The following is a 20,981-nucleotide window of genomic DNA, read 5'->3' on the forward strand; positions in this document are numbered from 1 at the left end:
TTGCGTAATTTCCGATCATATCCAACAGCACCGGTACTTATATAGGTACGTTTAGCACCATAGTACACACTCTGCGGAAGCCCTTTAATGCTATCCCATATACCTTTAGCAATGTTTGATGCGTCCCTTCCCTGGCCTTATTTTGTTCAGATATGCTGGATAATATCTGAACATAGGCGTGCTTTTCAAACCAGAGAAAGGTGGCCCTGAAAAGCCCCTATGCGGGGCTGAGTTCCCGACGAAGCAGTTAAAAGTCAGCCAGTTCAGCAATATGTTTGCCGCTGCGCTGCTCCAGAAAGTCGAGCAGGCGGCGCGGCGTGACATTTAACACCCGATCCTCCGGAAAATCCACTTCACGGGCGATGCGCAGGCAGTGTTCGAAATGGCCCAGCGTAAATGCGGTATGGGAATCGGAGCCAAACGCCAGCCGTCCACCGGCGTCGCGCACCGCGGCGGCAATCGCGCGACAGTTAGGTTCGCTGCCGGGACGCGAGTGGGTAAAGGAGGAGTTGTTCAGTTCCAGCGCCACGTCATAATGCGCGGCAGCTTCAGCGATAGCCGGGATATCGACCGGAAATTTCGGGTTACCCGGATGGCTGATGATGTGAACCTGTCCGCTGGCCATTGCGGCGATCATCGCGTCAGTGTGCTGTTTTTTGTCGCGCGGCGCATAAACCGGCTCGTGAAAGCCGGCAACGATCAGATCCAGCGCATCAAGCATCGGGCCGGAGCAGTCGATCTCCCCCTGCTGATTTTTAATGTTGGCCTCAATACCGCGCAGAATCGCCACACCCTCGATCACCCGCGGCCAGATGCGCATATTCACAAAGTGCCAGTAGTGCGGCGCGTCAGCCATATCAGGGCCATGATCGGTAATGGCAAACAGTTTCAGGCCCGTTTGCTTCGCCTGAGCCACATAGTCGTGCAGCGTGCTGTAAGCATGTGTGCTGGCAACAGTGTGCATATGCAAATCTACCGGATACATTCTTCTCTCCTCCTGAGCGGCCTTGCAGGGCCGGTTAGTTAATAGCCGCGCTGCCGATCCACCCTGCCCTGCGGCGTTTCGCCTGCCTGGTCCTGAGTAATGGCGCGGGCAATATAGTCGATCGCTTCGTCGATCAGCGTGACCGCCGCATTATGGGGGGTAATTGTGACGCGCGGATGGGACCAGAGCGGATGCGCTTCAGGCAGCGGCTCCACCTGAAACACATCCAGTGCCGCCGCTTTCAGCTGACCACTCTCCAGTGCCGTCAGCAGATCCGCTTCCACCACCTGTGCACCGCGTGCAATGTTGAGGAGGAACGCGCCGTGCGGCAGCTGCGCTAAAAAGTGCTGGTCGATCAGGTTAATCGTCTCCGGCGTGCTCGGCAGCAGGTTGATTAACACCTGCGTCCCCTGCAGGAACGGCTGCAGAGCATCGCGACCGGCGAAGCTGGTGACGCCGTCAATAATTTTCGGCGAACGGCTCCAGACGCGCAGCGGGAATCCCCAGGGCTTCAGGCCCTCGGCGACGCTCTGCCCCAGCACGCCCGCCCCCAGAATACCGACGGTAAAGGTTTCACGCGTATAGGGAGGCAGCGGCTGCCAGCACGCCTGCTGCTGCTGAAGCCGGTAGTCGTCAAAGCGGCGGAACCAGGTCAGGACGCTATGGACAGCATACTCCTGCATCTGGCGCGCCATGCCGGTATCTTCCAGCCGATAGAGCGGCACGCTGTCGGGCAGCATCTCCGGGTGCTGCTCCAGTTGTTTCAGAATCTCATCGACGCCCGCGCCCAGGGCAAAGACGCCGCGCAGGGTAGACCGTCCCCGCAGCATCTCTGCGGGAGGGGAACGGACCAGCGCATAATCGGCCGGCCCCTCATCGCCTGGCTGCCAGGCACGCACCCGCGCCTGTGGCAGACGCTGTTGTAAACCCCGAATCCAGGCCGTTGCAGACTGCGACGGGTGATACCAGATGATCTCCATCCTGCTCTCCTTTTTTTCTTTCAGCGTCAGGGAAAATCCCGGTCAGCGCAAGAAAAAACCCGCGTCGCGCAGGGCTTTTTACCCTAAAAATAATTCCCGTGGCTTCACATTTCCGGCTCGCTTCAGGGTGAAGTGTCAGGATACGGTCTAAAGTTGGTCCTGTGGTCAATGCGTTACGCGCGGCCGCATTTCGGACAAGGAGAAAAACCGATGACAAAAATTGAGGTAAACGCCGCCCCACGGCGTCAGCGTTATGCGCCCTTTCTGCTCACTCTGCTGCTGAGCGTACCCGCCTTCACTGCTCATGCCGACGACCACAGCCGCATGCTGGATAATCAGCCGCAGCCGCCAGACGTTCGTCTGGGGCCGCTGTTTAATGCCGTGCAACAGGCGAAGTTCTACCCGGACCAGAAAACCTTTGCCGATGCGGTGCCGAAATTTGATCCCGCGTCGATACTTGCCGACTGGCAGATGCAGAAGAAACAGCGCAATTTCGATCTGAAGCGTTTTGTTGATGCCAACTTTACCCTGCCCGCCGCAGGCGACAAATATGTGCCGCCAGCCGGACAAAACCTGCGTGACCACATTGATGGCCTGTGGCCGGTGCTGACGCGCACCACCAGCAGCGCCGGACAATATGACTCGCTGCTGCAGCTTCCCAAACCCTATGTGGTGCCGGGTGGTCGCTTCCGCGAGATCTATTACTGGGACAGCTACTTCACCATGCTGGGACTGGCCGAGAGCGGACACTGGGATAAAGTGCAGGATATGGTGGATAACTTCGCCTCGCTGCTTGATCGCTACGGGCACATTCCCAACGGCAACCGCAGCTACTATCTGAGCCGCTCGCAGCCGCCATTCTTCAGCCTGATGGTCGATCTGCTGGCAACGCATGACCAGGGCAAAGCGTACAGTCACTACCTGCCTGAACTGCAGAAAGAGTATGACTACTGGATGGCGGATAGCGACAAAGTGGCGGCGGGCGCGGCCAGCAAGCGGGTGATTAAGCTGGCGGATGGCACGCTGCTTAACCGCTACTGGGATGCCCGTGACGTGCCGCGCACCGAGTCCTGGATGGATGATATCGCCACCGCGCAGAAAGCGCCGCAGCGCAATAAAGCGGAACTCTATCGCGAGCTGCGCTCCGGGGCAGCGTCGGGCTGGGATTTCAGTTCACGCTGGTTTACCGATGCGCATAACCTCTCCACCATCCGCACGACGCAGCTGGCCCCGGTTGACCTGAACAGCCTGCTGTTCCATCTGGAGCAGACGCTCTCTAAAGGGTACCAGATGAACAAACAGAGCGATCTGGCGAAGCAGTATGCCGATCGCGCAGAGAAGCGCCAGGCGGCGATTAACCGCTATCTGTGGGACAGCAAACAGAACTGGTATGCCGACTATGACTGGCAGAAAAAGCAGGTTCATCCGCAGCTGACCGCGGCCACATTGTTCCCGCTCTATCTGCAGGTCGCCAGCGATAAGCAGGCGGAAAGTACCGCCAGCGCGGTTGAGAAACAGCTGCTGAAGCCAGGCGGGCTGGTCACGACCACCGTGAACAACGGTCAGCAGTGGGACGCCCCTAACGGCTGGGCACCGCTGCAGTGGGTTGCAGTCGAAGGACTGGAGCATTACAACCAGCCAGAACTGGCTAAAAAGGTGGGATTACGCTTCCTGCAAAATGTCCAGAGCACCTATGACCGTGAGCATAAGCTGGTCGAGAAATATGTCGTTGAAGGCAAAAATCTCGGTGGCGGCGGCGGCGGTGAGTACCCGCTGCAGGATGGCTTCGGCTGGACAAACGGCGTGACGCTGAAACTGCTGGATAAGTACTGCCCGAAAGATAAAACCTGTAACAGCGCCCACGATATTCCTCAGGCGTCAGCCTCTCAGCCCTGATTAGTCTCTGAATACCTCTGGCCTGGCCGGAGGTATTCTTTCCTCACTTCAGCGAATTTTACTTGACGTTCTCTCATCCACAGGCAAAATTGCAGCGTTTTTACAAAAGGTAATAATTCTCATTATGATAATGAGATTACCTATCAATAAATTGATAACACCTGGCTGAACCTTTGTTAAGAAAGGAATTTCGATGAAACTGTCATTGCCGCTGAAAGGTTATGTTCCCCTCTGCACTCTGGTGCTGGCCGCGCCTGCCCTGAGTTACGCTGCCGATATGGTCGTGACTGCCCAGCCGCAGGAAGATGCGACCTCTCCCACCCAGGGCTATCTGGCGACCACCAGCCAGGGCGCAACTAAGAGCGATCGGCCGCTGGTGACCACGCCGCAGTCAATTTCGGTTGTGACCCGTCAGCAGATCCAGGATCAGGGCGCACTGAACCTGAATCAGGCACTGGGCTACAGCTCCGGCGTCTTTACTAACTTTGGCGGTGCCGCCACACGTTACGACACAATTTCGCTGCGCGGCTTCCACGGCGGCGATACCGATAATACCTTCCTCGACGGCATGCGGCTGATGAGCGACGGCGGCAGTTACAATATTCTGCAGGTGGATAACGCCTTCCTTGAGCGCATCGACGTGATCAAAGGCCCCTCTTCGGCCCTTTACGGCCAGACGGTGCCCGGCGGGCTGGTGAACATGGTCACCAAACGTCCTCAGTTTGCGGAAGAGGGTCACATTCAGCTGCAGGCGGGAAGCAATGCCACCACCAGCACGATGTTCGACTACACCAACGCCATCAACGACCAGTGGGCGTACCGTCTGACCGGCGTGACCCGCAACAGCGATACCCAGTACGATCATACCCGCGAAGAGAAATATGCGCTGATGCCGCAGCTGATGTGGCAGCCGGATGAAGATACCCATCTGATCCTGAAAGCCTATCTGCAGAAAGATCCCTCTGGCGGCTATCACGGCTCTGTCCCGGGTGATGGCAGCATCACCGAACACAACGGCTATAAGCTGAGCAAAGGATTCTATGAGGGCAACAGCGACCTCGATCAGTACAAACGCCGCGAGCAGATCTACAGCTTCGACTTCGCCCATCGCTTTAATGACGTCTGGTCCTTCTCCTCAACCGGCAGCTACAGCCACTCAAATGCCGATCTCGATCAGGTCTATCAGTCTGGCTGGGATGAAAATAATCCCGATCTGCTGAACCGTTATTATGCTGGTGAGCGCTCGTCGCTCTCCGGATGGTCGACCGATAACCGTTTGCAGGCGGAGTTTGCCACCGGTGAACTGGAGCATCGCGTGACGCTGGGTGCTGAATATCACCGCTACAAAAATGAGATCTCCGCAGCAGGCGGCGTGGCTTCACAGCTGAATGCCCTGACCGGCGAGCAGGTCGGTGATATGCCAGCTTATGCCTGGGCGGATAAAACCCGTCGCTACTACCAGACCGGCCTCTATCTGCAGGATGAGATGAAGCTGGACCGCTGGCATCTGGATCTCTCTGGCCGGTACGATCGCATTGTCGCGAATAACAGCGGCAGCGAGCGTCGTCAGGATGATCACATCAGCGGACGTGCCGCCCTGCTCTATGCCTTCGACAACGGCGTCTCGCCTTATGTCAGCTGGAGCCAGGCGATTACGCCTAACGCGCTTACCGACCGCAACAATAACCTGCTGAAACCGACCACGTCAGAACAGTATGAGGCCGGAGTGAAATATCAGCCGGTTGGTACACGCGATCTCTATACCGCTGCGATTTATGATCTGACGCAGAAAGATGTGGCGAACCGCGACGTGCCTACGCCCTTCTTTACGCCATCGGGCAAAATTCATTCACAGGGTATCGAGCTGGAAGCGCATAATCAGTTAACTTCGCGGCTGAGCACGGTGGCGAGCTATACCCTGAATCATCTGCGTTTCAAAGAGTCAATAGATGGCAATGATGGGCACACGCCTTACTTAACGCCAAACAACATGGCGTCTTTCTGGGGCCACTATCAGTTTGATTACGGTCTGAGTGCCGGCGCGGGCGTGCGCTACATCGGCAAGCAGTGGGCGGACAACGAGAACACTACCCGTCTGCCGTCGGTCACGCTGTTTGATGCCTCCGTTCGCGCCGATCTCGGTGTCTGGAATAACAGCCTGAAAGGAGCCTGGGTGCAGGTTAATGCGAATAACCTGACCGATCGCACCTATGTGGCCGCCTGCTACGGCACCGGCTACTGCTACCGTGGCGCTGAACGCAGCGTGATGGCGACCGTCGGTTACGACTTCTGATAAAAGCCTCCGTGATGAAACCCTCCGGCCAGTCCGGAGGGTTTTCTCCTCTGATAACCCGCCTTTTTCAGCCTCTTCCAATCCGCTCAGAATTATCTTTCTCTGCCTGCAGACCTTTTCCTCCCGAACGTTCCTGAAATCCGCCCGGCCTTTTTTCTGCCGCTTCGCTCACAGATAGAACTATGGCCGAAATGGTGCGATGACACGCAGGCGGCCCTGACGTATAAAACAGAGGGTCCGGCGTTGAAAAGGAGTCTCTGACATGAACCCCTATGAACAACATTACAGGCAGCTTCTGGCAAACGGCGCGGTAGCCTGGGCAGGAGAAGGTTATCTCAGAGCCAAAAAACAGCAGGAAGAAATCTTTCAGTGGCTCCGTACTCACCACTATTTACCGGAGCCTGGCGCACCGGTACTGGAGATGGGATGTGGTAATGGCGCCATGGCCGCGCAGTCTCTCGCTGAGCAGGGATATTCAGTCTGGGGGGTAGACTGGTCAGAGACCGCGATAGAGTGGGCCGAAAAGCGTTTTCAGCAAGCCGGACTCACCGCGACATTTCTTGTCGGCAATGTCTGTCATATCGATCGCTGCCAGGCGGCAACATTTGAGCTCATTATTGACGGCAGCTGCTTACACTGCCTGATCGACGACGATCGGCAGCGCTTCTTTGCCGAGGTAAGAAGGCTGCTCAGCCCGGAGGGACGCTTTGTGATCGGTTCAATGTGCGGCACACCTCGTCATTCAGCAGACATTGCGGCCTATGATCCCTGCAGCCACCATTTATGGAAAGCCGGCAAGCCCTGGCGGACCCTGAAGCCGCTCCCTGATTTACGGCGTGAAGTCGAGAGTGCGCATTTCACTGTGGAGGCAGTCAGCGTTAATGAAAATGCATGGTGGGATCACGCTACAATAGTCTGTTCGCAGCAAAAGAGGCTCACAGCATGACGGACAAGGGCGCTAAAAAGCGATCCGGTCTGAGTCATAAAAAAGGGGACGAATCACTTCGTCCCCTTTTTTGTTTAAACCGTTACGGTCAACTGCGTACCTTGCGGTAGATAAACAGCACCACGATGGCACCGATCACTGCGACCACAAAGCTTCCGAAGTTAAACCCATCGACGCGGCCGAAGCCAAACAGCGTACTGATCCAGCCCCCGACCACAGCACCGATAATACCCAGCACCACCGTCAGAATGAAACCGCCACCGTCTTTACCCGGCATAATCCACTTCGCCAGAATACCCGCGATCAAGCCAAAGACGATCCAGGAAATAATACCCATCTGTTGCTCCTTCCTTTTTTGATTACATCGTGAACGCCTGATTAATCAAGCGGTTTACTGCGCTAAGTATAGCGAGCTTTTCGGAAAGTGCCTGCCTGCCCTCACGATTTTTTCGGCGTACCCTGGCTAAAGCTTTTTTCCGCTGCGCCGATAACCGTAATGAGGTAGTCAGAACGTAAAAATAATAAAACCCCTTGTGGAGCAGGATGTGAAAGAAGCCGACCAGGAACAATATTTAAAACGTGGCACGCTGGCGGTTCTGGGCGTAATGAAAGATCTGCTGCGACTGCAGACACCATTACTGGTGCGTTTCCCGCGCGGGCAGTTTATCAGCCGGATGCTGGCTGCCGACGCAGACCGCCTGCTGTTTGACCTCGGCAGTAATAATCTGGATAACGACTACGCCCTGACCAGCGACGATCTCAGCATCACGGCGGAAACCTACGGCGCAAAGGTTGAGTTCAGTCTCGCCTCGCTGGAGAAGGTCGATTTTGACGGCCTGCCCGCCTTCAGCGCGCCGCTGCCCGAGCTGGTGTGGCAGATTCAGCGACGGGAATTTTTCCGGGTCACTGCCCCGCTGGCGCCGGAGTTCTGGTGCCATACCGTGTGGCCGGATGGCCGGAAAACGCGTCTGCGCCTGCAGGATCTGTCGCTGGGCGGGATCGGTGTGCTGGTGGACGAGGCACTGCCGGAAGGATTGCAGAATGGCGACAGTTTCAATCAGTTTCGCGTGGAGCTGGGTGAGTATGGTCATTTTGAGGTGCCGGTTAAGCTGCTGCACATCGGCGAACGAACTGTCGTGACGCATAAAAATGAAACCCGCGTGACGCCCCGTCTCAGCTTCCGGTTTGCCACGCTGAACCCAACGCAGGAGCGACAGCTTCAGCAGATTATCTTCTCCCTTGAGCGACTGGCCCGCGATAAATCGACCCGATTCCAGTAACCGCTTTCCGGATGCGCGCCCCCAGGGGGCCGCATCCAGGCTATGCTTCCTGCTTGATTTCTTTTAAACCGGAACCCAGCAAGGAGACCTTCCCCAATGGAAAACTGGCTCTCATCACGTCATTTTCACTCCCTCTTTTTTAACCAGACGTTCTGGCTCAACAGCGCCATCGTGGTGGTCGCCACCCTGGTGATCTACTGGGTGTTGCGCACCCTGATTCGCTTTATCTCCAACCGGATTGCCCTTTACAGCGAACACCGCCACGTTCGTGTCACGGCGATCCTGGTGGAGATCCTGCGAAGCACCAGCCAGACCCTGCTGCTGATCTTTTCGCTGCTGATCGCCCTGAAATTTGTCGATCTGCCCGCCTCATGGAGCGCCACCATTGCCCACGGCTGGTTCCTGGCGCTGATTGTGCAACTTGCCCTGTGGATCGACAGCGGCATCCGGCTGTGGCTGAAGAGCCTGATGCGCGATCCGCTGCACGTGCGTAATCCGGTGACCACGGTGATCCTCGGGATTCTGCTGCGGGTCGTGGTCTGGATCATGATGTTCCTCGCCATTCTGTCGAACATGGGTATCAATATTACCGCACTGGTCGCCAGCCTCGGGGTCGGCGGTATCGCCATTGCACTGGCCATTCAGACCGTGCTGAGCGATGTGTTTGCGTCACTGGCGATTGGTTTTGATAAGCCTTTTGAGCATGGCGATTTTATTGTCTTTGGCGACATTGCCGGTTCCATCGAGCATATCGGCCTGAAAACGACCCGGCTGCGCAGCCTGAGCGGAGAGCAAATCGTCTGCTCAAACACCATTCTGTTGCAGCAGACCATTCACAACTACAAGCGTATGCAGCAGCGCCGCATCGTCTTTAAGTTTGGCATCAGCTACGCCACCCCGTCGGAGCAGGTTCGGGAGATTAGCCCGCTGGTGAAAGCGATCATCGAGGGTGTGGAGACCACGCGTTTTGACCGCGCCCACTTCCTGGCGTTTGAGGATTCGAAGCTGACGTTTGAAGTGGTCTATTACGTGCTGGATGCGGATTACAACAAATATATGGATATTCAGCAGGAGATTAACCTGCAGCTGATGGCGGCCTTGGAAGCGCGCAATATTCGCTTCGCCTTCCCGATCCGTCAGGTCGAGTTCAGCGGCGGCAATCTGCCGCCGGTGGATCTGGTTGCCGTGGAGAATGATAAGGGCGAGGTACGTCAAATGGCGCGCTGAGGCATTGCCTGGCCTCAGGGGGTTTCAGGCCAGGCAAACCGTCACGCCGCTGCGCCGGATCGCGCTTAACGCGGCTGAAAACGGCAGCGGGCAACAGCATCGAGCCAGCCTTTGTAGTTTTCCTGCATAGCGTGCGCGCGCGCGTCACGGGGCAGGATAACGCTGCCCCCCTGCAGCGCCTGCATATCACTGCCCTGCTGCCACCATCCCAGTACTTTGCCGGCCAGCAACGCTGCGCCCAGGGCGGAGACTTCGGCGGTGGGCACCCGGTAGAGCGGACGCTGTAACACATCGGCCTGTAGCTGCATCAGCCAGCTGTTTTCCGTGGCGCTGCCATCCACACACAGCGCCGGAAGCTGCTGACCGCTCGCCTGCTCCATCGCAAAAAAGACATCGGCGATTTGCCAGACGATCGACTCCAGCGCCACCCGCGCCAGCACCGCGGGGGTGGCGGCATCCGTCAGTCCGCACACCATGCCGCGCGCCTGTAAATCCCACCAGGGCGCGCCCAGTCCTGAGAGCGCCGGGACGAAGTAGATGCCCTGATTGTCATCGCAGCCCTGCGCCAGTGCGGTCAGTTCACGTGGGTCCTGCACGCCGAGCAGCTTACCCAGCCAGGCCGCGCCTGAGCCGGTGTGGGTAATATTGCCTTCAAAGGCATAACGCAGCGTACCGTCGTGCCAGGCCACGGTAGTGCTGAGGCCATTTTCGGTCAGTAACGGCGTCGCCATGGACATCATCAGGGACGAGCCGGTGCCGTAGGTGGCTTTTACGACTTCAGCGTCTCCGCGTCGCTGCGCCTGCAGGGCAGCATGCGAATCGCCGATGCGCGCCAGAATGGGGGTGCCCGGCGCTAAGCCGGGAATGGTGTTCACCGCCACCACACCCTGCTCACTGGCGGAGGCGATGATGCGTGGCAGCGCGGCTCGCGGCAACTGAAACAGCGTCAGCAGCTCGTCGTCCCAGTCGTTCAGGTGCAGGCTGTAGAGCTGCGTACGGGCGGCATTAGCATGATCGGTCACAAAGCATTCGCCCGCGCTGAGCTGCCAGCTGAGCCAGCAATCGACCGTGCCGATGCAGAGCTCGCCGGCTGCGGCCCGTGCCGCGCCATCGGGAATGGCAGCCAGCATCCCGGTCAGCTTCGCCGCCGGAAACATCGGATCGACGGCCAGCCCGGTCAGGCCGCTGATCCGGGGGGCTTTGCCTGCCTGGTGCAGATCGCGACAGAACGACTCAGAACGGCGATCCTGCCAGCTTACCAGCGGCGTCAGTGGCTGCCCGTCGCGCCGCTGCCAGATCAGCACCGACTCCCGCTGATTACTGATCGCGACGGCGGCGACAGACGCGCCCCCGCATGCCGCCAGACACCGGGTGCTCGCCTCTCTCACCGCCTGCCAGATTGCCATCGGGTCCTGCTCAGCCAGCCCCGGCTGGGGATGGTGCAGGGTTAAACTCTGGCTGCCACGCGCCACCACCCGCCCGGCACGATCAACCGCTATCGCCTTGGCATTGGTCGTGCCTTCATCGATTGCCAGAATCAGAGGTCCCGCCATGTTCACACTCCTGCGCAGATGCGCGCTGCACTCTTCACCACGCTGCTGGCGTCAATGCCATGACGGGCACGCGTGGCGGCCCGATCGCCGGCAATCGCATACTCCCCATCAGCAATACCGAGCCGGACCAGCGGAATACTGCAGCCGCCTTCTGCCAGCACTTCCGCGACCAGGCTGCCGACACCGCCATTGACGTTATGCTCCTCCACGGTCACGACCGCCGGATAGTGATTTAACAGGTTGCGCAGCTGTTGGGTATCACAGGGTCGAATCGATGGAACCGCGATCACGCCCGCTGAAATACCCTGCTCAGCCAGTTGCGCAGCGGCGTGAACCACCTCATGAACTGTGGATCCCATCGCCACCAGGGCGATGTCGCGGCCTTCACGTAACAGGTCGATCGCGCCGGGTCTGAAGCGGTAGGTGTCATCATGCAGCTGCGGCAGATCTTTTCCATCAAGGCGGATATAGACCGGGCCGACGTGCTCCAGGGCGTAATCAATAATCTGACGACACTCCAGCGGACAGGACGGTGCGTAGATCTCGATGTTGCCAAAGCCGCGCATTACGGCGATATCGTCAATGCTGTGATGGGTGCTGGCTAACGGGCCATAACTGGCACCGGCATTCAGCCCGAACAGTTTGACGTTGGTGTTGTTGTAGCAGACGTCGACTTTTACCTGCTCATTGGCGCGTGAAACCAGAAACGGCGCGGCGTTGCAGGTCACGGCGATTTTGCCGCCCAGCGCCAGGCCTGCTGCCGTTCCCACCAGCGTCTGCTCCGCGATGCCGACGTTAATCAGCCGGTCGGGAAACGCCTTGATAAAAGGCGCGATTTTGGCGGTGGAGGTGGAGTCCGCGACCACCGGTACCAGATCGACGCCGCGATTCACCGCGTCGATAAAGGCCGTAACCATGACGTTTGCCAGGTGTTGTGCATTACTCATCTTTCAGTTCCTCCAGTGCCAGCGCGATCTCTTCGCCTTTCGGCACCCGGTGATGCCACTCCGCCTTGCTCTGAATAAAGGAGACGCCAAAACCTTTCTCGGTATGCGCCACAACCACCTGCGGCTTGCCGTTCTGCGGCAGGTTTTCAAGGGTGCTGACGACCGCCGCCATCGCATTGCCGTTACATTCACTGACCTCCAGCCCGAAAGCGCGCCATTTTTCCGGCAGCGGGTCCGTGTTCATGATGTCCCGGGTGGCGCCCGCCAGTTGCAGTTTGTTCTTGTCATTGATGATGATCAGATTGTCGAGCCCATAGTGCGCCGCCACCAGAGCGGCCTCCCAGTTGCTCCCTTCCGCCAGTTCGCCGTCACCGGTCACGACAAAGATGCGGCGGGAGCTGCGATCTTTTTTCGCCGCGAGGGCGATGCCTACCGCCACCGGCAGGCCGTGCCCCAGCGCACCGGTGTTCAGCTCCACGCCCGGTGTCTTCTGGCGCACCGGGTGGCCCGGCAGAGGAGAGTCAGCGTGCTGATAGGTGGTAAGCCACTCGGTCGGGAAATAGCCCGCTTCCGCCAGTACGCAGTAGTAGCCCCCTACCGCATGCCCTTTGGACTGAATGTAGATGTCGCGATCGTTATCCTCTGTGCGATCCGGTGCGCAGTTCAGAATACGGAAGTAGAGCGCGGTCAGGATCTCGACCTGCGACAGGTCAGCACCGGTGTGCCCGCCTGCCGGACTGCCCGCGTTAAGCTGGATAATGCGGCGGCGTATCGCCCGCGCCCGGCGTTCAAGCTCATCGACTGAAAGATTGAAAGGGTTCATGTTCTGCCTCTGAATTTTAAATCGACCGTGAATATATATTCACGATGGGTAAAAAAATTAACCGTTAACGTATCGGGTCCGGAATCGGCCGCCTGTCATCCTGTATAAATGCGTCGTTAAACAGCGTGTCAGATCGGTTCATCACCTGACGGGTACCGCCATCCCCCCATGATCCCTATAGCCTGACAACCGGCACGATAGGGACAGAAGGGCCTGCTCACGAATTTCAATGAATATATATTCAATGACGATTTTATATGCATAATGACTATGCGCCTCTGCTGAGGCATCGTCCAACAGGCGATCGTCAAAAAGCGAAAACGATCACAAATTCGCCTGCGTTGTGATTTTGATGATCCTGGTTAACAATACCGGGCAGACTCTGAGAGGGAAAACTGATGGCCAAACAGGATGAACAGCGACTGATGGTGAAGATCGCCACCCTGTACTATATCGAGGGGCTGAAGCAGTCGGAGATCGCGCAGTCGCTGTCCCTGTCGCAGTCCTTTGTCTCACGCATCCTTAATCGCAGCGTAAAAGAGGGTGTGGTCAAAATCAGCGTTGTGCCACCGGCCAATGTCTATCCTGAGCTGGAAAAAGCGATTGAGCAGACCTACCACCTGCCCCAGGCGATTGTGGTTGATGTGCCGGACCAGGCTTCTCCGCTGCAGATCAAACAGGCGATTGGATCGGCGGCAGCGCACTATCTCGAAACCCGCCTGCGCAACGATGAACTGATTGGCATCTCCTCCTGGAGCGGCACCATCCGGGCGATGGTCGATGCGCTGCATCCGCTCAACATCGCCTGCAAAGGGGTTATTCAGCTGCTGGGTGGGGTTGGCGCTAACGGCAATGTGCAGGCCACCATTCTGACGCAGAATCTGGCGGCGCTGCTGAACTGCCCCGCCTGGCTGCTGCCGTCACAGTCAATCGAACATTCGGTCAGCGATCGCCAGCGGCTGTCAGCCAACGCGGAAGTGGCGGAGGTACTGGAGCAGTTTGAGCAGGTCGATCTGGCGATTGTCGGTATTGGCGACCTTGAGCCGTCAGCCCTGTTGCGCAATTCAGGCAACTACTACGATGGTGAAATGCTGCAGACCCTGGCGGCACGCGGTGCCGTGGGGGATATCTGCCTGCACTACTTCGATGCCTGCGGACAGCCGGTGCTGCAGCCGGAAGAAGATCCGGTGATCGGCATGGAGCTGGCGCAGGTTAAGCAGTGCCCGCAGGTAGTGGGACTGGCTGGCGGACGTGAGAAAGCGCCGGCGATTCGTGCGGCGCTGCTGGGCGGCTACATCAAGGTGCTGATCGTCGATTATCCGACGGCGCGGCTGCTGCTCGCGCCGTAGGGAGTGCGCCCGCTATCATGCCGGGGCGCTTTCCGGTCAGATCGTGCGATAGGCGGTGGTAACCTTCCACAGATAGCGTGGAGCCTGCGCCGCCGGATGTTTGTTCTGGACATGCTGGTAAAACTCATCCGGCGACATCGCATTGATCATCGCAATGGCACGATCGCGGTCGCGGGAGAAGGTTCGCAGCAGCGCACCGGCACCGTTGGCATAGGAGACGATAGTGGCATAACGCAGCGTCAGCGGATCGCGAATCCCTGACAGAGCGGAATCCTGCAGGATGCGGATATAGGCGGTGCCGATATCAATATTTTTAGCCGGATCGCGCAGTTCGGCATTCGATGGCTGACCGCGGCGACCCTGCGTCCGGTAAACTTCACGCCCGGCGGTCGAGGCTTTGATCTGCATCAGGCCCACCGCATTCGAACGGCTCACCACGCCAGGATTTCCCCCCGACTCGACACTGATAATGGCGCTGATAAGCTTCTCATCAACGCCATAATGACTGGCGGCATCTTCGGTAAACATTGACCATGCGCTGTTAACGCTGGAAGGCGGTGCCTGAGTGAGTGGCGTATTACGCTGTTTCACTGCGTGGTGCGGTGGCTCGCTGGCACAGCCGGTCAGGAGTAACGCTGAGAGTATAAGGTGTCGGATTTTCAGCAATTTTTCGTCTCATAGCGGTAGTGGCGAATGCTATCATACCCAGACCGCCTGAGAGCAAAATTACCGTTTATCCTAAATGCACGAAAAAGCGGCCCGTGTCGTGACTTCAGGGGTGTATTTCGTCATCATCGCCTCAGGTCAAGGGCGCTAACAGCAGGAAAGTATGATGATTTCACGTTCAGTTCGTCTTATCTCCCCCTCCGGTTACTGTCACAATCAGCCTGCGGCGCTGTGCGGCATTGCGCGACTGCGCGAGGCGGGCCATCGGGTAGAGAATGAGCAGATCATTACCCGGCGTTTTCAGCGCTTCGCCGGGACAGACGCCGAACGGCTGGCGGATATTAACCAGCTTGCCACACTCAGCACGCTGCCCGATGTGGTGCTGGCGGTGCGTGGCGGTTATGGTGCCAGCCGGTTACTGGAATCGATCGACTATGTCGGCCTGCAGCGTCGCCTGCTGAATCAGCCGCTGGCGCTGTGCGGGCACAGTGATTTCACCGCCATTCAGCTGGCGCTGCTGGCGCAGGTCGGCTTAATCACCTTCAGCGGTCCGATGCTGGCCGGCAACTTCGGTGCCGCGACCTTATCTGAATTTACCCTGCATCACTTCTGGCAGGCTCTGACATCACCTACAGTAGACGTGGCATGGCAGAGCGAAACGCCTGATGAGGGTGAGTGGCAGGGGACGCTGTGGGGCGGTAATCTGGCGATGCTCTGTTCGCTGACTGGCACGCCGTGGATGCCACAGATTGAAAACGGCATTCTGGTTATTGAGGATGTGAATGAACATCCGTTTCGCATAGAACGTATGCTGATTCAGCTGCAGCAGAGCGGCATTCTGGCGCGTCAGCGGGCGCTGGTCACCGGCAGCTTTACCAGTACCGCACTGACAGAGTATGACAACGGGTTTGACTTCAGCACCGTCTGGCAGCGGGTGCGTGAAACCACCGGCCTGCCGGTGATCAGCGGTCTGGATTTTGGTCACGCGGCTGACACCGTGACCCTGCCCCTGGGGGCCAGCGCACGATTAGCGGTCCGTCAGGGCCAGGCCAGTTTACAGGCAAGCGGGCATCCCGTTCTGCGGGAATAAAGAACGTTTCAGGAGATCGACATTGAAGCCGTTGTATGACGATTTGTGGATCTCAACCCCGGAATTTCCGGTGGAAGATGCCGTTAATGACCTGATGATGCATGGCTTTATGCTGCGTCACCCTCGCGGTAATCTGCTGATTGGCCGCGTAGAAAATCCGCTCGATCATGAAGTGCTGGCCGATAGCGGTGGCGTGATCCGCCACTATCTGACCCACTGGCACGAGTCTGCGCCGGGGGCGGCGGTGATCCAGCAGCGCTTCAGCAGCGCACTTTACTGCCATAGCCGGTCACTGGGCCCCATCAGCCGCTTCGCGGAGCCTGATGACACCTTTTCGCAGCAGGAAAAGCACTTCGGGGATTTTCATCTGCTGCCGACGCCGGGGCACACGCCGGGCAGCAGCAGTTACCTCTATACGTCGCCGCTGGGGCTGACCTATCTGTTTGTCGGGGATACGGTGACGCGGTCGCACGATAACTGGATTACCGTGCTGGTGCCGGACAGTAATCCCGCAGAGCTGAGTCAGACGCTGGAATTGTACCGTTCGCTGCGTCCCGACGTGGTGCTGATGAGCACCACGCGCGGACATCTCTCGTGGAAAAAGGTCACCCTGCAGAGCTGGCTGGCAGCGATCGATGAAGCTGAGCAGCACCCGCTCGATCTGCGTCAGCAGCCGCTGTTCTGATTACAGCGTTTTCGTCAGATAGTGGCGCTGGTGGTGGCGTGGATAGTTATCCAGGCTGAAACGCAGCGTATAGCCAAGCTTTTCATAAAACGGTCGCGCCTGAAAACTGGCGGTATCCACCTGGGCAAAGCGGCAGCCGCGATCCCGCGCCTCCTGCTCGGCGGCCTGAATCAGTGCGCTGCCCGCCCCCTGCCCGCGCAGCGCCTCACTGACCCACAGCATATCAATCCGCAGCCAGTTTCCGGCCGTTGACCCGGTCAGACCCGCCAGCTTTTTGCCCTGCTCATCACGGATGAAGACGCCAATTGAGCGGATCTCATCCACATTAATAAACTTACGGTTGAAGGCGGTCAGACCCAGTCTGACCTCATCCAGATCCTGTGCGGTAACCGTGTCAGTAATTTCAGGTTTCATCGTGGCTTCCGGTGTCAGGTATCAGGTGTCAGAGCGCGCTCTGTCGTCGTAGCGCTCCAGCGTCAGTGCATCCACATCGCGTTTTTCACTGCGGCTGCAGGGCAGCAGTTTATCGCTACCGCGATAAACAAAGAAGGTCGCCTGGGTGCGCTGATTCACAATCAGCTGATCGCCATTGCGAAAGCGGGTAATCGCCACTTTGTCGCCCGCCTCCAGACGGGTACGCTGCTGGCCTGCGGCAATCTGGAAGTGTCCGGGAGGCCACATCAGGGTGGATAATCCATATTCGGCGCGTGAAATGGTCATGGTCGCCCGACCGGGACAGGTGAGCTGAAATTCAGTTTCGCTCCATGCGGGCGCGACGTGGCAGGCCATCAGGCCCAGAGCAATCAATGCTGCCTTCATGCTGTGTCTCCACTGAAGAGGATTTCTACAGGAATGAATAGCTTAACATATCCCTGCCCCCTGATGAGGCACGGGCGCGTCGGGAACAAGACCACGAAAAGATAGAATCGGGGTGAGAAAAAGCGGAAAGTTGAGAAAAGATAAAGTAATCCGGTCAGCATATCAGCGCCGCATGCTGACCGGATAACGGTTATTCGGCGGCAACCTCTGCGGCCACCAGCATCAGCGCCAGCCCGGCATTCTCGCTGTCATACGCCTGCATCGCTGCGCGAATACGCTCGGAGCAGGCAACGACCTGTTGCTTCTTATCGGCATCTAACTGGTCAATCGCGTGGCGAATAATCATTAGACTGGCTTCTTCTTCTTTCATCATTTATCCCTGGATTTGCCTAAGTGGTGCGCAAAGGAGCCAAGAATACCGTTTATTGATAAGCAAAGTCACCCTTTTACATTCCTGTTGCTTAACGATTAAACAAATCGCAAACAGGAAGCGCAGCGGAAACTGCTATGATTAACAGAATGATGGCCTGGCAGAAGAGACGCCACGCCACGACACGCCCAGGGATTGAAGCAGGTAGAAAATCATGATGCGACTCAGCATTTTTATCCTCATCACCATACTGACTGGATGTTCATCTGGCCCGAAAGGGGTCGACTGTCCGGGTGAGGTTTCGACAATTTATGGTCAGCCGATGGGGCAAACGCAGGGACGGATTTTTGATCTGGTCAGCGCCTTCACCGTGACCCGGGATGACGTCAGCGTGGAGAGTGGGCCGCTGCAGTCGCTGGATCGCTTTAAATATGTCCCCTCCGCCGTGACGCGGGAAGGCTACTATGCGCAGCGCCTCTCTGATAAGCAGTTCCGGCTGATCAATCCCTACCAGGATACCCAGATCACCTGGACCTGTCCGTAAGGGGTGAATCCTGCTGCCAGATGGTTTATTGTCAGGAAACGTCAAGCAGCAGGTTTCCCCGATGGAAAAGCGTCTGGATAACAATGGTTATATCGACTTCCCCTTTCCGGCCACCCGCAATGCGGATGGCTCTGTCAATCCGTGCGGCATTGATTTAACGCTGGAAACCAGCCGGCTGGAGGAGATTGCGGTCCTGAACCGCTCAGAAAACCTGCGCCGTCTGGTCGAAGAGGTCAATCTGCAGGAGGGGCTGTTTATGACGCTCGCCTGCGACTGGCAGCAGCAGGCCGATGCGGTCTGTGGCTTTATCGATGTGGCCTTTCGTCCCGATCTGCCGCAGCACGGCCACGACGAGGCACTGACGCTGGAAGCGCATTTCATCCGCTACCTGGCCGGGCAGGAGAAGCAGCATAACCTGCCTGCGGAAACGCTGGTAAATTATGCCCGCTCGGTGCTCGACTGGAGCTGGTCGCCTCTGCGCCAGCGTCAGCGCGACTATGAAAAGATCACCGTTCAGTTCTATTGTCCGCAGGCTGACGACGCCGAATGGTGTTTCGATCACCTGCGTCATTTTCTGGTAAGCGTTTATCCGGCCTGCGTCACGGCCCGCTCACGCTGATCCCCCTGGCATCCGGAGTCGCTATGCGTTCTGCTGCACTGTCTGCTGTTACCCTCTTCTGTTCGCTCTTTTTCGCCACGTCTGCCCTGGCCGATCGCTGCCAGCAAATTCGCGCCGGTCTTGATATCGGTTCCGGCACCACCAAAATCGCGGTGGCCCGCGTCAATGTCTGCCAGTCGCGCATTGAAAAAGTGCTCTATCAGGATCAGCGCGCCGTCGCCTGGAACGATGCGCTGGCACATGCTCCCGACAATCAGCTCACGCCGGCGATCGCCCGCCAGGGCGCCGCGGCGCTGCAGCAGCTTCTGGCCCATGCTCAGCGCTTTCATCCTCAGCGGATCAGCGGCGTGGCGACCGCCGTGTTTCGCAACGCCCGCAATGGCCAGGCGGTCATTGACGATCTGCAGCGGCAGACCGGGGCGCAAATCAGCCTGATCTCACAGCAGCAGGAGGCGAAGCTCGGCTTCCTCTCCGCCAGAGCCGCGCTGAACGATCCCGCGATCCGTGATGAGCAGTTGCTGGTCTGGGATATTGGCGGCGGATCGATGCAGATGACCGCCTGGCGACAGCAGGCCGGTCAGCCGGTGGCCGATATCTATCAGGGGAAGCTGGCTTCCGTGACGCTGAAAAACTTTATCCTGCGCGTGCTGAAGAACAGCCCGGATGCCCCGTCACCCAACCCGATTGGCTCCTGGCGGCAATCTGTGCTGCGTTTCGTGCAGTTTTATGCTACTAACGAGGTCAGCCCGCAGATCAAACAGGATGTGGCGGGTCGCCGGGTCATCGGTATTGGTGGTGTGCACGGGTTCTCCATCCGCAATCAGTTACCGGGCAGACCCCATCACTACACCCTGGCAGCATTGCGTCAGCTCTCTCAGCAGCAGGTCTGGAAGGGTGATAGTGAACTGTCAGGCGACTATCGCGCCATGGACGTCAGCAATCTGTTGCTGGTTGAAGGCTACATGGAGGCGCTGAAAATCAACGAGGTGACCATCGTGGAGGCCAGTCTGCTCCAGGGCGTGCTGCTGCAATAGCCCTGTCTCTGCCCTGCTTCGCCTCCGGCTGAGCCGCTGACACCGCGCCATTAACAGCCGGACATAATTTTTTTGCCTCTGATTTGCCTCTGACGGAGCAGGATTCACTATCTTTGCTACGCTTTGAGTGTCTCACTTAAAACCAAGGAGCAACAGATGTCAGGAAAAATCGAAGATAAAGTAAAAGAAGCCGCTGGCGCAGTTCAGGAACAATGGGGCGCAGCAACCGGCTCTTCTGAGCATCAGGCTAAAGGCGCCGCGCGCCGTTATGCCAACCAGGCAAGCTACGCGGCACGCGATGCTGCCGACTGCATCAAGGATCAGGTTCAGTCTAATCCTGTTGCCGGTCTGGCTGTTGCGGCAGGCGTTGGTGTTATCCTCGGCTTTCTGCTAGGCCGCAAGTAATCCTGCAGAACGTCAGCAGAACGGAAGCCGGTGGCTTCCGTTTTTTTTCGCTCACAGCGACGTGCCGCTGAGAAACATCTGAAAAATAACCCTTTTCAGGCCAGATCGCGGTCAGTCACTATGATTAAGTGAGCTTCCCTTTTTCTGACAACATCAAGGTGACCTTATGAAAACAATTCCTGCCCTGCTGCTCGTTGCAGCGACGCTGACCTCTCTGGCGGGCTGCTCACACCAGAGCAGCGCGATTAAAGAAGATGGACGTCCTCATGCGCCAAGCGGTCAGTCATCACCAGGCGGCACGCTCGGCTCCGGCCCGGTGGGTCAGCCTCAGTCCTGATTCCCGGCCCCGGCTCTGACGCCGGGGTCTGTTTTTAGTGCGCGGCATTAACCGATAGCGCGCATAAAATAATGTCACTCATTGTTATCCTGCTATTAGTTATTACTGCAATTAACATCACATGCAAAATAAA

The 20,981-nt window shown here is 57.8% G+C and carries 23 protein-coding genes; 13 read left to right on the forward strand and 10 right to left on the reverse strand.

The features are described 5' to 3' along the window. Positions 1–247: 247 nt before the first annotated feature. Both OJ965_RS13585 and ghrA read right to left on the reverse strand, forming a co-directional pair. A complete protein-coding gene (locus OJ965_RS13585) occupies positions 248–985 on the reverse strand; it encodes a phosphatase (protein WP_009090774.1) in 738 nt (245 codons plus the stop codon). A gap of 38 nt (positions 986–1,023) precedes the next feature. Then, positions 1,024–1,965, reverse strand: a complete 942-nt coding sequence (gene ghrA, locus OJ965_RS13590; protein WP_265136349.1) for a glyoxylate/hydroxypyruvate reductase GhrA — start codon at positions 1,963–1,965, stop codon at positions 1,024–1,026. Positions 1,966–2,175: 210 nt separating this feature from the next. On the opposite strand from ghrA, the gene treA reads away from it, so the two are divergent. The 3 genes from treA (at position 2,176) to OJ965_RS13605 (ending at position 7,100) form a co-directional block, all read left to right on the forward strand. Next, a complete protein-coding gene (gene treA, locus OJ965_RS13595; RefSeq protein ID WP_265136351.1) occupies positions 2,176–3,861 on the forward strand; it encodes an alpha,alpha-trehalase TreA in 1,686 nt (561 codons plus the stop codon). 193 nt (positions 3,862–4,054) lie between these two features. Further along, positions 4,055–6,154: a TonB-dependent siderophore receptor gene (locus tag OJ965_RS13600; protein ID WP_265136353.1), complete on the forward strand. Its 2,100-nt coding sequence runs from the start codon at positions 4,055–4,057 to the stop codon at positions 6,152–6,154. Positions 6,155–6,416: 262 nt separating this feature from the next. After that, positions 6,417–7,100 carry a class I SAM-dependent methyltransferase gene (locus OJ965_RS13605; protein WP_009090780.1) on the forward strand — a complete coding sequence of 228 codons (684 nt, stop codon included), beginning with the start codon at positions 6,417–6,419 and terminating at the stop codon, positions 7,098–7,100. Between the two features lie 88 nt (positions 7,101–7,188). Here the strand turns inward: OJ965_RS13605 and OJ965_RS13610 are convergent, their stop codons facing one another. Then, positions 7,189–7,437, reverse strand: coding sequence for a GlsB/YeaQ/YmgE family stress response membrane protein (locus OJ965_RS13610; RefSeq protein ID WP_009090782.1), 249 nt, complete (start codon positions 7,435–7,437; stop codon positions 7,189–7,191). A gap of 208 nt (positions 7,438–7,645) precedes the next feature. Between OJ965_RS13610 and OJ965_RS13615 the strand changes: the two genes are divergently transcribed. Further along, complete coding sequence (locus OJ965_RS13615; RefSeq protein WP_033736567.1) at positions 7,646–8,380, forward strand: flagellar brake protein; 735 nt, start codon at positions 7,646–7,648, stop codon at positions 8,378–8,380. Between the two features lie 96 nt (positions 8,381–8,476). Further along, complete coding sequence (locus tag OJ965_RS13620; protein ID WP_046101629.1) at positions 8,477–9,607, forward strand: mechanosensitive ion channel family protein; 1,131 nt, start codon at positions 8,477–8,479, stop codon at positions 9,605–9,607. Positions 9,608–9,672: 65 nt separating this feature from the next. Here OJ965_RS13620 and OJ965_RS13625 read toward each other — a convergent pair whose 3' ends face one another. The 3 genes from OJ965_RS13625 to OJ965_RS13635 are packed head-to-tail and all read right to left on the reverse strand — an operon-like array spanning position 9,673 to position 12,930. Beyond that, positions 9,673–11,160, reverse strand: coding sequence for an FGGY family carbohydrate kinase (locus tag OJ965_RS13625; protein ID WP_265136363.1), 1,488 nt, complete (start codon positions 11,158–11,160; stop codon positions 9,673–9,675). A gap of 2 nt (positions 11,161–11,162) precedes the next feature. Then, positions 11,163–12,107 carry a transketolase family protein gene (locus tag OJ965_RS13630; RefSeq protein ID WP_009090787.1) on the reverse strand — a complete coding sequence of 315 codons (945 nt, stop codon included), beginning with the start codon at positions 12,105–12,107 and terminating at the stop codon, positions 11,163–11,165. Next, positions 12,100–12,930 carry a transketolase gene (locus tag OJ965_RS13635; RefSeq protein ID WP_009090788.1) on the reverse strand — a complete coding sequence of 277 codons (831 nt, stop codon included), beginning with the start codon at positions 12,928–12,930 and terminating at the stop codon, positions 12,100–12,102. The genes OJ965_RS13630 and OJ965_RS13635 overlap by 8 nt, the downstream gene beginning before the upstream one ends. Before the next feature lie 398 nt (positions 12,931–13,328). On the opposite strand from OJ965_RS13635, the gene OJ965_RS13640 reads away from it, so the two are divergent. Then, positions 13,329–14,279: a sugar-binding transcriptional regulator gene (locus OJ965_RS13640; protein ID WP_009090789.1), complete on the forward strand. Its 951-nt coding sequence runs from the start codon at positions 13,329–13,331 to the stop codon at positions 14,277–14,279. Positions 14,280–14,315: 36 nt separating this feature from the next. Here OJ965_RS13640 and emtA read toward each other — a convergent pair whose 3' ends face one another. After that, positions 14,316–14,945: a membrane-bound lytic murein transglycosylase EmtA gene (gene emtA, locus OJ965_RS13645; protein ID WP_072215488.1), complete on the reverse strand. Its 630-nt coding sequence runs from the start codon at positions 14,943–14,945 to the stop codon at positions 14,316–14,318. A gap of 166 nt (positions 14,946–15,111) precedes the next feature. On the opposite strand from emtA, the gene ldcA reads away from it, so the two are divergent. Both ldcA and OJ965_RS13655 read left to right on the forward strand, forming a co-directional pair. Then, entirely contained in the window at positions 15,112–16,035 is a 924-nt protein-coding gene (gene ldcA, locus OJ965_RS13650; protein ID WP_009090791.1) for a muramoyltetrapeptide carboxypeptidase, read from the forward strand. Positions 16,036–16,057: 22 nt separating this feature from the next. Beyond that, positions 16,058–16,720, forward strand: a complete 663-nt coding sequence (locus OJ965_RS13655) for an MBL fold metallo-hydrolase (RefSeq protein WP_033736326.1) — start codon at positions 16,058–16,060, stop codon at positions 16,718–16,720. Here OJ965_RS13655 and OJ965_RS13660 read toward each other — a convergent pair whose 3' ends face one another. The 3 genes from OJ965_RS13660 to OJ965_RS13670 form a co-directional block, all read right to left on the reverse strand. Beyond that, complete coding sequence (locus OJ965_RS13660) at positions 16,721–17,134, reverse strand: GNAT family N-acetyltransferase (protein WP_058957481.1); 414 nt, start codon at positions 17,132–17,134, stop codon at positions 16,721–16,723. A gap of 21 nt (positions 17,135–17,155) precedes the next feature. Continuing rightward, positions 17,156–17,539: a hypothetical protein gene (locus OJ965_RS13665; protein WP_009090796.1), complete on the reverse strand. Its 384-nt coding sequence runs from the start codon at positions 17,537–17,539 to the stop codon at positions 17,156–17,158. Between the two features lie 190 nt (positions 17,540–17,729). Beyond that, a complete protein-coding gene (locus OJ965_RS13670) occupies positions 17,730–17,909 on the reverse strand; it encodes a hypothetical protein (protein WP_009090798.1) in 180 nt (59 codons plus the stop codon). Between the two features lie 214 nt (positions 17,910–18,123). Here OJ965_RS13670 and OJ965_RS13675 point away from each other — a divergent pair, with 214 nt between their 5' ends. The 5 genes from OJ965_RS13675 (at position 18,124) to OJ965_RS13695 (ending at position 20,848) form a co-directional block, all read left to right on the forward strand. Next, positions 18,124–18,453: a hypothetical protein gene (locus OJ965_RS13675; protein ID WP_009090800.1), complete on the forward strand. Its 330-nt coding sequence runs from the start codon at positions 18,124–18,126 to the stop codon at positions 18,451–18,453. Between the two features lie 61 nt (positions 18,454–18,514). Continuing rightward, entirely contained in the window at positions 18,515–19,072 is a 558-nt protein-coding gene (locus tag OJ965_RS13680; RefSeq protein ID WP_140028352.1) for a hypothetical protein, read from the forward strand. Positions 19,073–19,095: 23 nt separating this feature from the next. Beyond that, positions 19,096–20,106: a Ppx/GppA phosphatase family protein gene (locus OJ965_RS13685; RefSeq protein ID WP_265136373.1), complete on the forward strand. Its 1,011-nt coding sequence runs from the start codon at positions 19,096–19,098 to the stop codon at positions 20,104–20,106. A 156-nt stretch (positions 20,107–20,262) separates the two neighbouring features. Then, positions 20,263–20,511 (forward strand): ElaB/YgaM/YqjD family protein, encoded by a 249-nt coding sequence (locus tag OJ965_RS13690; RefSeq protein ID WP_046101619.1) that lies wholly within the window; start codon positions 20,263–20,265, stop codon positions 20,509–20,511. Between the two features lie 166 nt (positions 20,512–20,677). Then, the gene (locus OJ965_RS13695; RefSeq protein ID WP_009090806.1) at positions 20,678–20,848 is read left to right on the forward strand and encodes a YgdI/YgdR family lipoprotein; all 171 of its coding nucleotides are present in this window, start codon (positions 20,678–20,680) and stop codon (positions 20,846–20,848) included. The last annotated feature ends 133 nt before the right edge of the window (positions 20,849–20,981 follow it).

Source organism: Pantoea anthophila, assembly GCF_026104315.1.
GTDB classification, from domain to species: Bacteria; Pseudomonadota; Gammaproteobacteria; order Enterobacterales; family Enterobacteriaceae; genus Pantoea; species Pantoea anthophila.

Excerpts from the sequence above, each read along its gene's own strand:
- OJ965_RS13585 (WP_009090774.1), bottom strand. The coding sequence starts at position 985 with ATGTATCCGGTAGATTTGCATATGCACACTGTTGCCAGCACACATGCT.
- ghrA (WP_265136349.1), bottom strand. The coding sequence starts at position 1,965 with ATGGAGATCATCTGGTATCACCCGTCGCAGTCTGCAACGGCCTGGATT.
- treA (WP_265136351.1), top strand. The coding sequence starts at position 2,176 with ATGACAAAAATTGAGGTAAACGCCGCCCCACGGCGTCAGCGTTATGCG.
- OJ965_RS13600 (WP_265136353.1), top strand. The coding sequence starts at position 4,055 with ATGAAACTGTCATTGCCGCTGAAAGGTTATGTTCCCCTCTGCACTCTG.
- OJ965_RS13605 (WP_009090780.1), top strand. The coding sequence starts at position 6,417 with ATGAACCCCTATGAACAACATTACAGGCAGCTTCTGGCAAACGGCGCG.
- OJ965_RS13610 (WP_009090782.1), bottom strand. The coding sequence starts at position 7,437 with ATGGGTATTATTTCCTGGATCGTCTTTGGCTTGATCGCGGGTATTCTG.
- OJ965_RS13620 (WP_046101629.1), top strand. The coding sequence starts at position 8,477 with ATGGAAAACTGGCTCTCATCACGTCATTTTCACTCCCTCTTTTTTAAC.
- OJ965_RS13625 (WP_265136363.1), bottom strand. The coding sequence starts at position 11,160 with ATGGCGGGACCTCTGATTCTGGCAATCGATGAAGGCACGACCAATGCC.
- OJ965_RS13630 (WP_009090787.1), bottom strand. The coding sequence starts at position 12,107 with ATGAGTAATGCACAACACCTGGCAAACGTCATGGTTACGGCCTTTATC.
- OJ965_RS13635 (WP_009090788.1), bottom strand. The coding sequence starts at position 12,930 with ATGAACCCTTTCAATCTTTCAGTCGATGAGCTTGAACGCCGGGCGCGG.
- OJ965_RS13640 (WP_009090789.1), top strand. The coding sequence starts at position 13,329 with ATGGCCAAACAGGATGAACAGCGACTGATGGTGAAGATCGCCACCCTG.
- ldcA (WP_009090791.1), top strand. The coding sequence starts at position 15,112 with ATGATTTCACGTTCAGTTCGTCTTATCTCCCCCTCCGGTTACTGTCAC.
- OJ965_RS13660 (WP_058957481.1), bottom strand. The coding sequence starts at position 17,134 with ATGAAACCTGAAATTACTGACACGGTTACCGCACAGGATCTGGATGAG.
- OJ965_RS13665 (WP_009090796.1), bottom strand. The coding sequence starts at position 17,539 with ATGAAGGCAGCATTGATTGCTCTGGGCCTGATGGCCTGCCACGTCGCG.
- OJ965_RS13670 (WP_009090798.1), bottom strand. The coding sequence starts at position 17,909 with ATGAAAGAAGAAGAAGCCAGTCTAATGATTATTCGCCACGCGATTGAC.
- OJ965_RS13675 (WP_009090800.1), top strand. The coding sequence starts at position 18,124 with ATGATGCGACTCAGCATTTTTATCCTCATCACCATACTGACTGGATGT.
- OJ965_RS13680 (WP_140028352.1), top strand. The coding sequence starts at position 18,515 with ATGGAAAAGCGTCTGGATAACAATGGTTATATCGACTTCCCCTTTCCG.
- OJ965_RS13685 (WP_265136373.1), top strand. The coding sequence starts at position 19,096 with ATGCGTTCTGCTGCACTGTCTGCTGTTACCCTCTTCTGTTCGCTCTTT.
- OJ965_RS13690 (WP_046101619.1), top strand. The coding sequence starts at position 20,263 with ATGTCAGGAAAAATCGAAGATAAAGTAAAAGAAGCCGCTGGCGCAGTT.
- OJ965_RS13695 (WP_009090806.1), top strand. The coding sequence starts at position 20,678 with ATGAAAACAATTCCTGCCCTGCTGCTCGTTGCAGCGACGCTGACCTCT.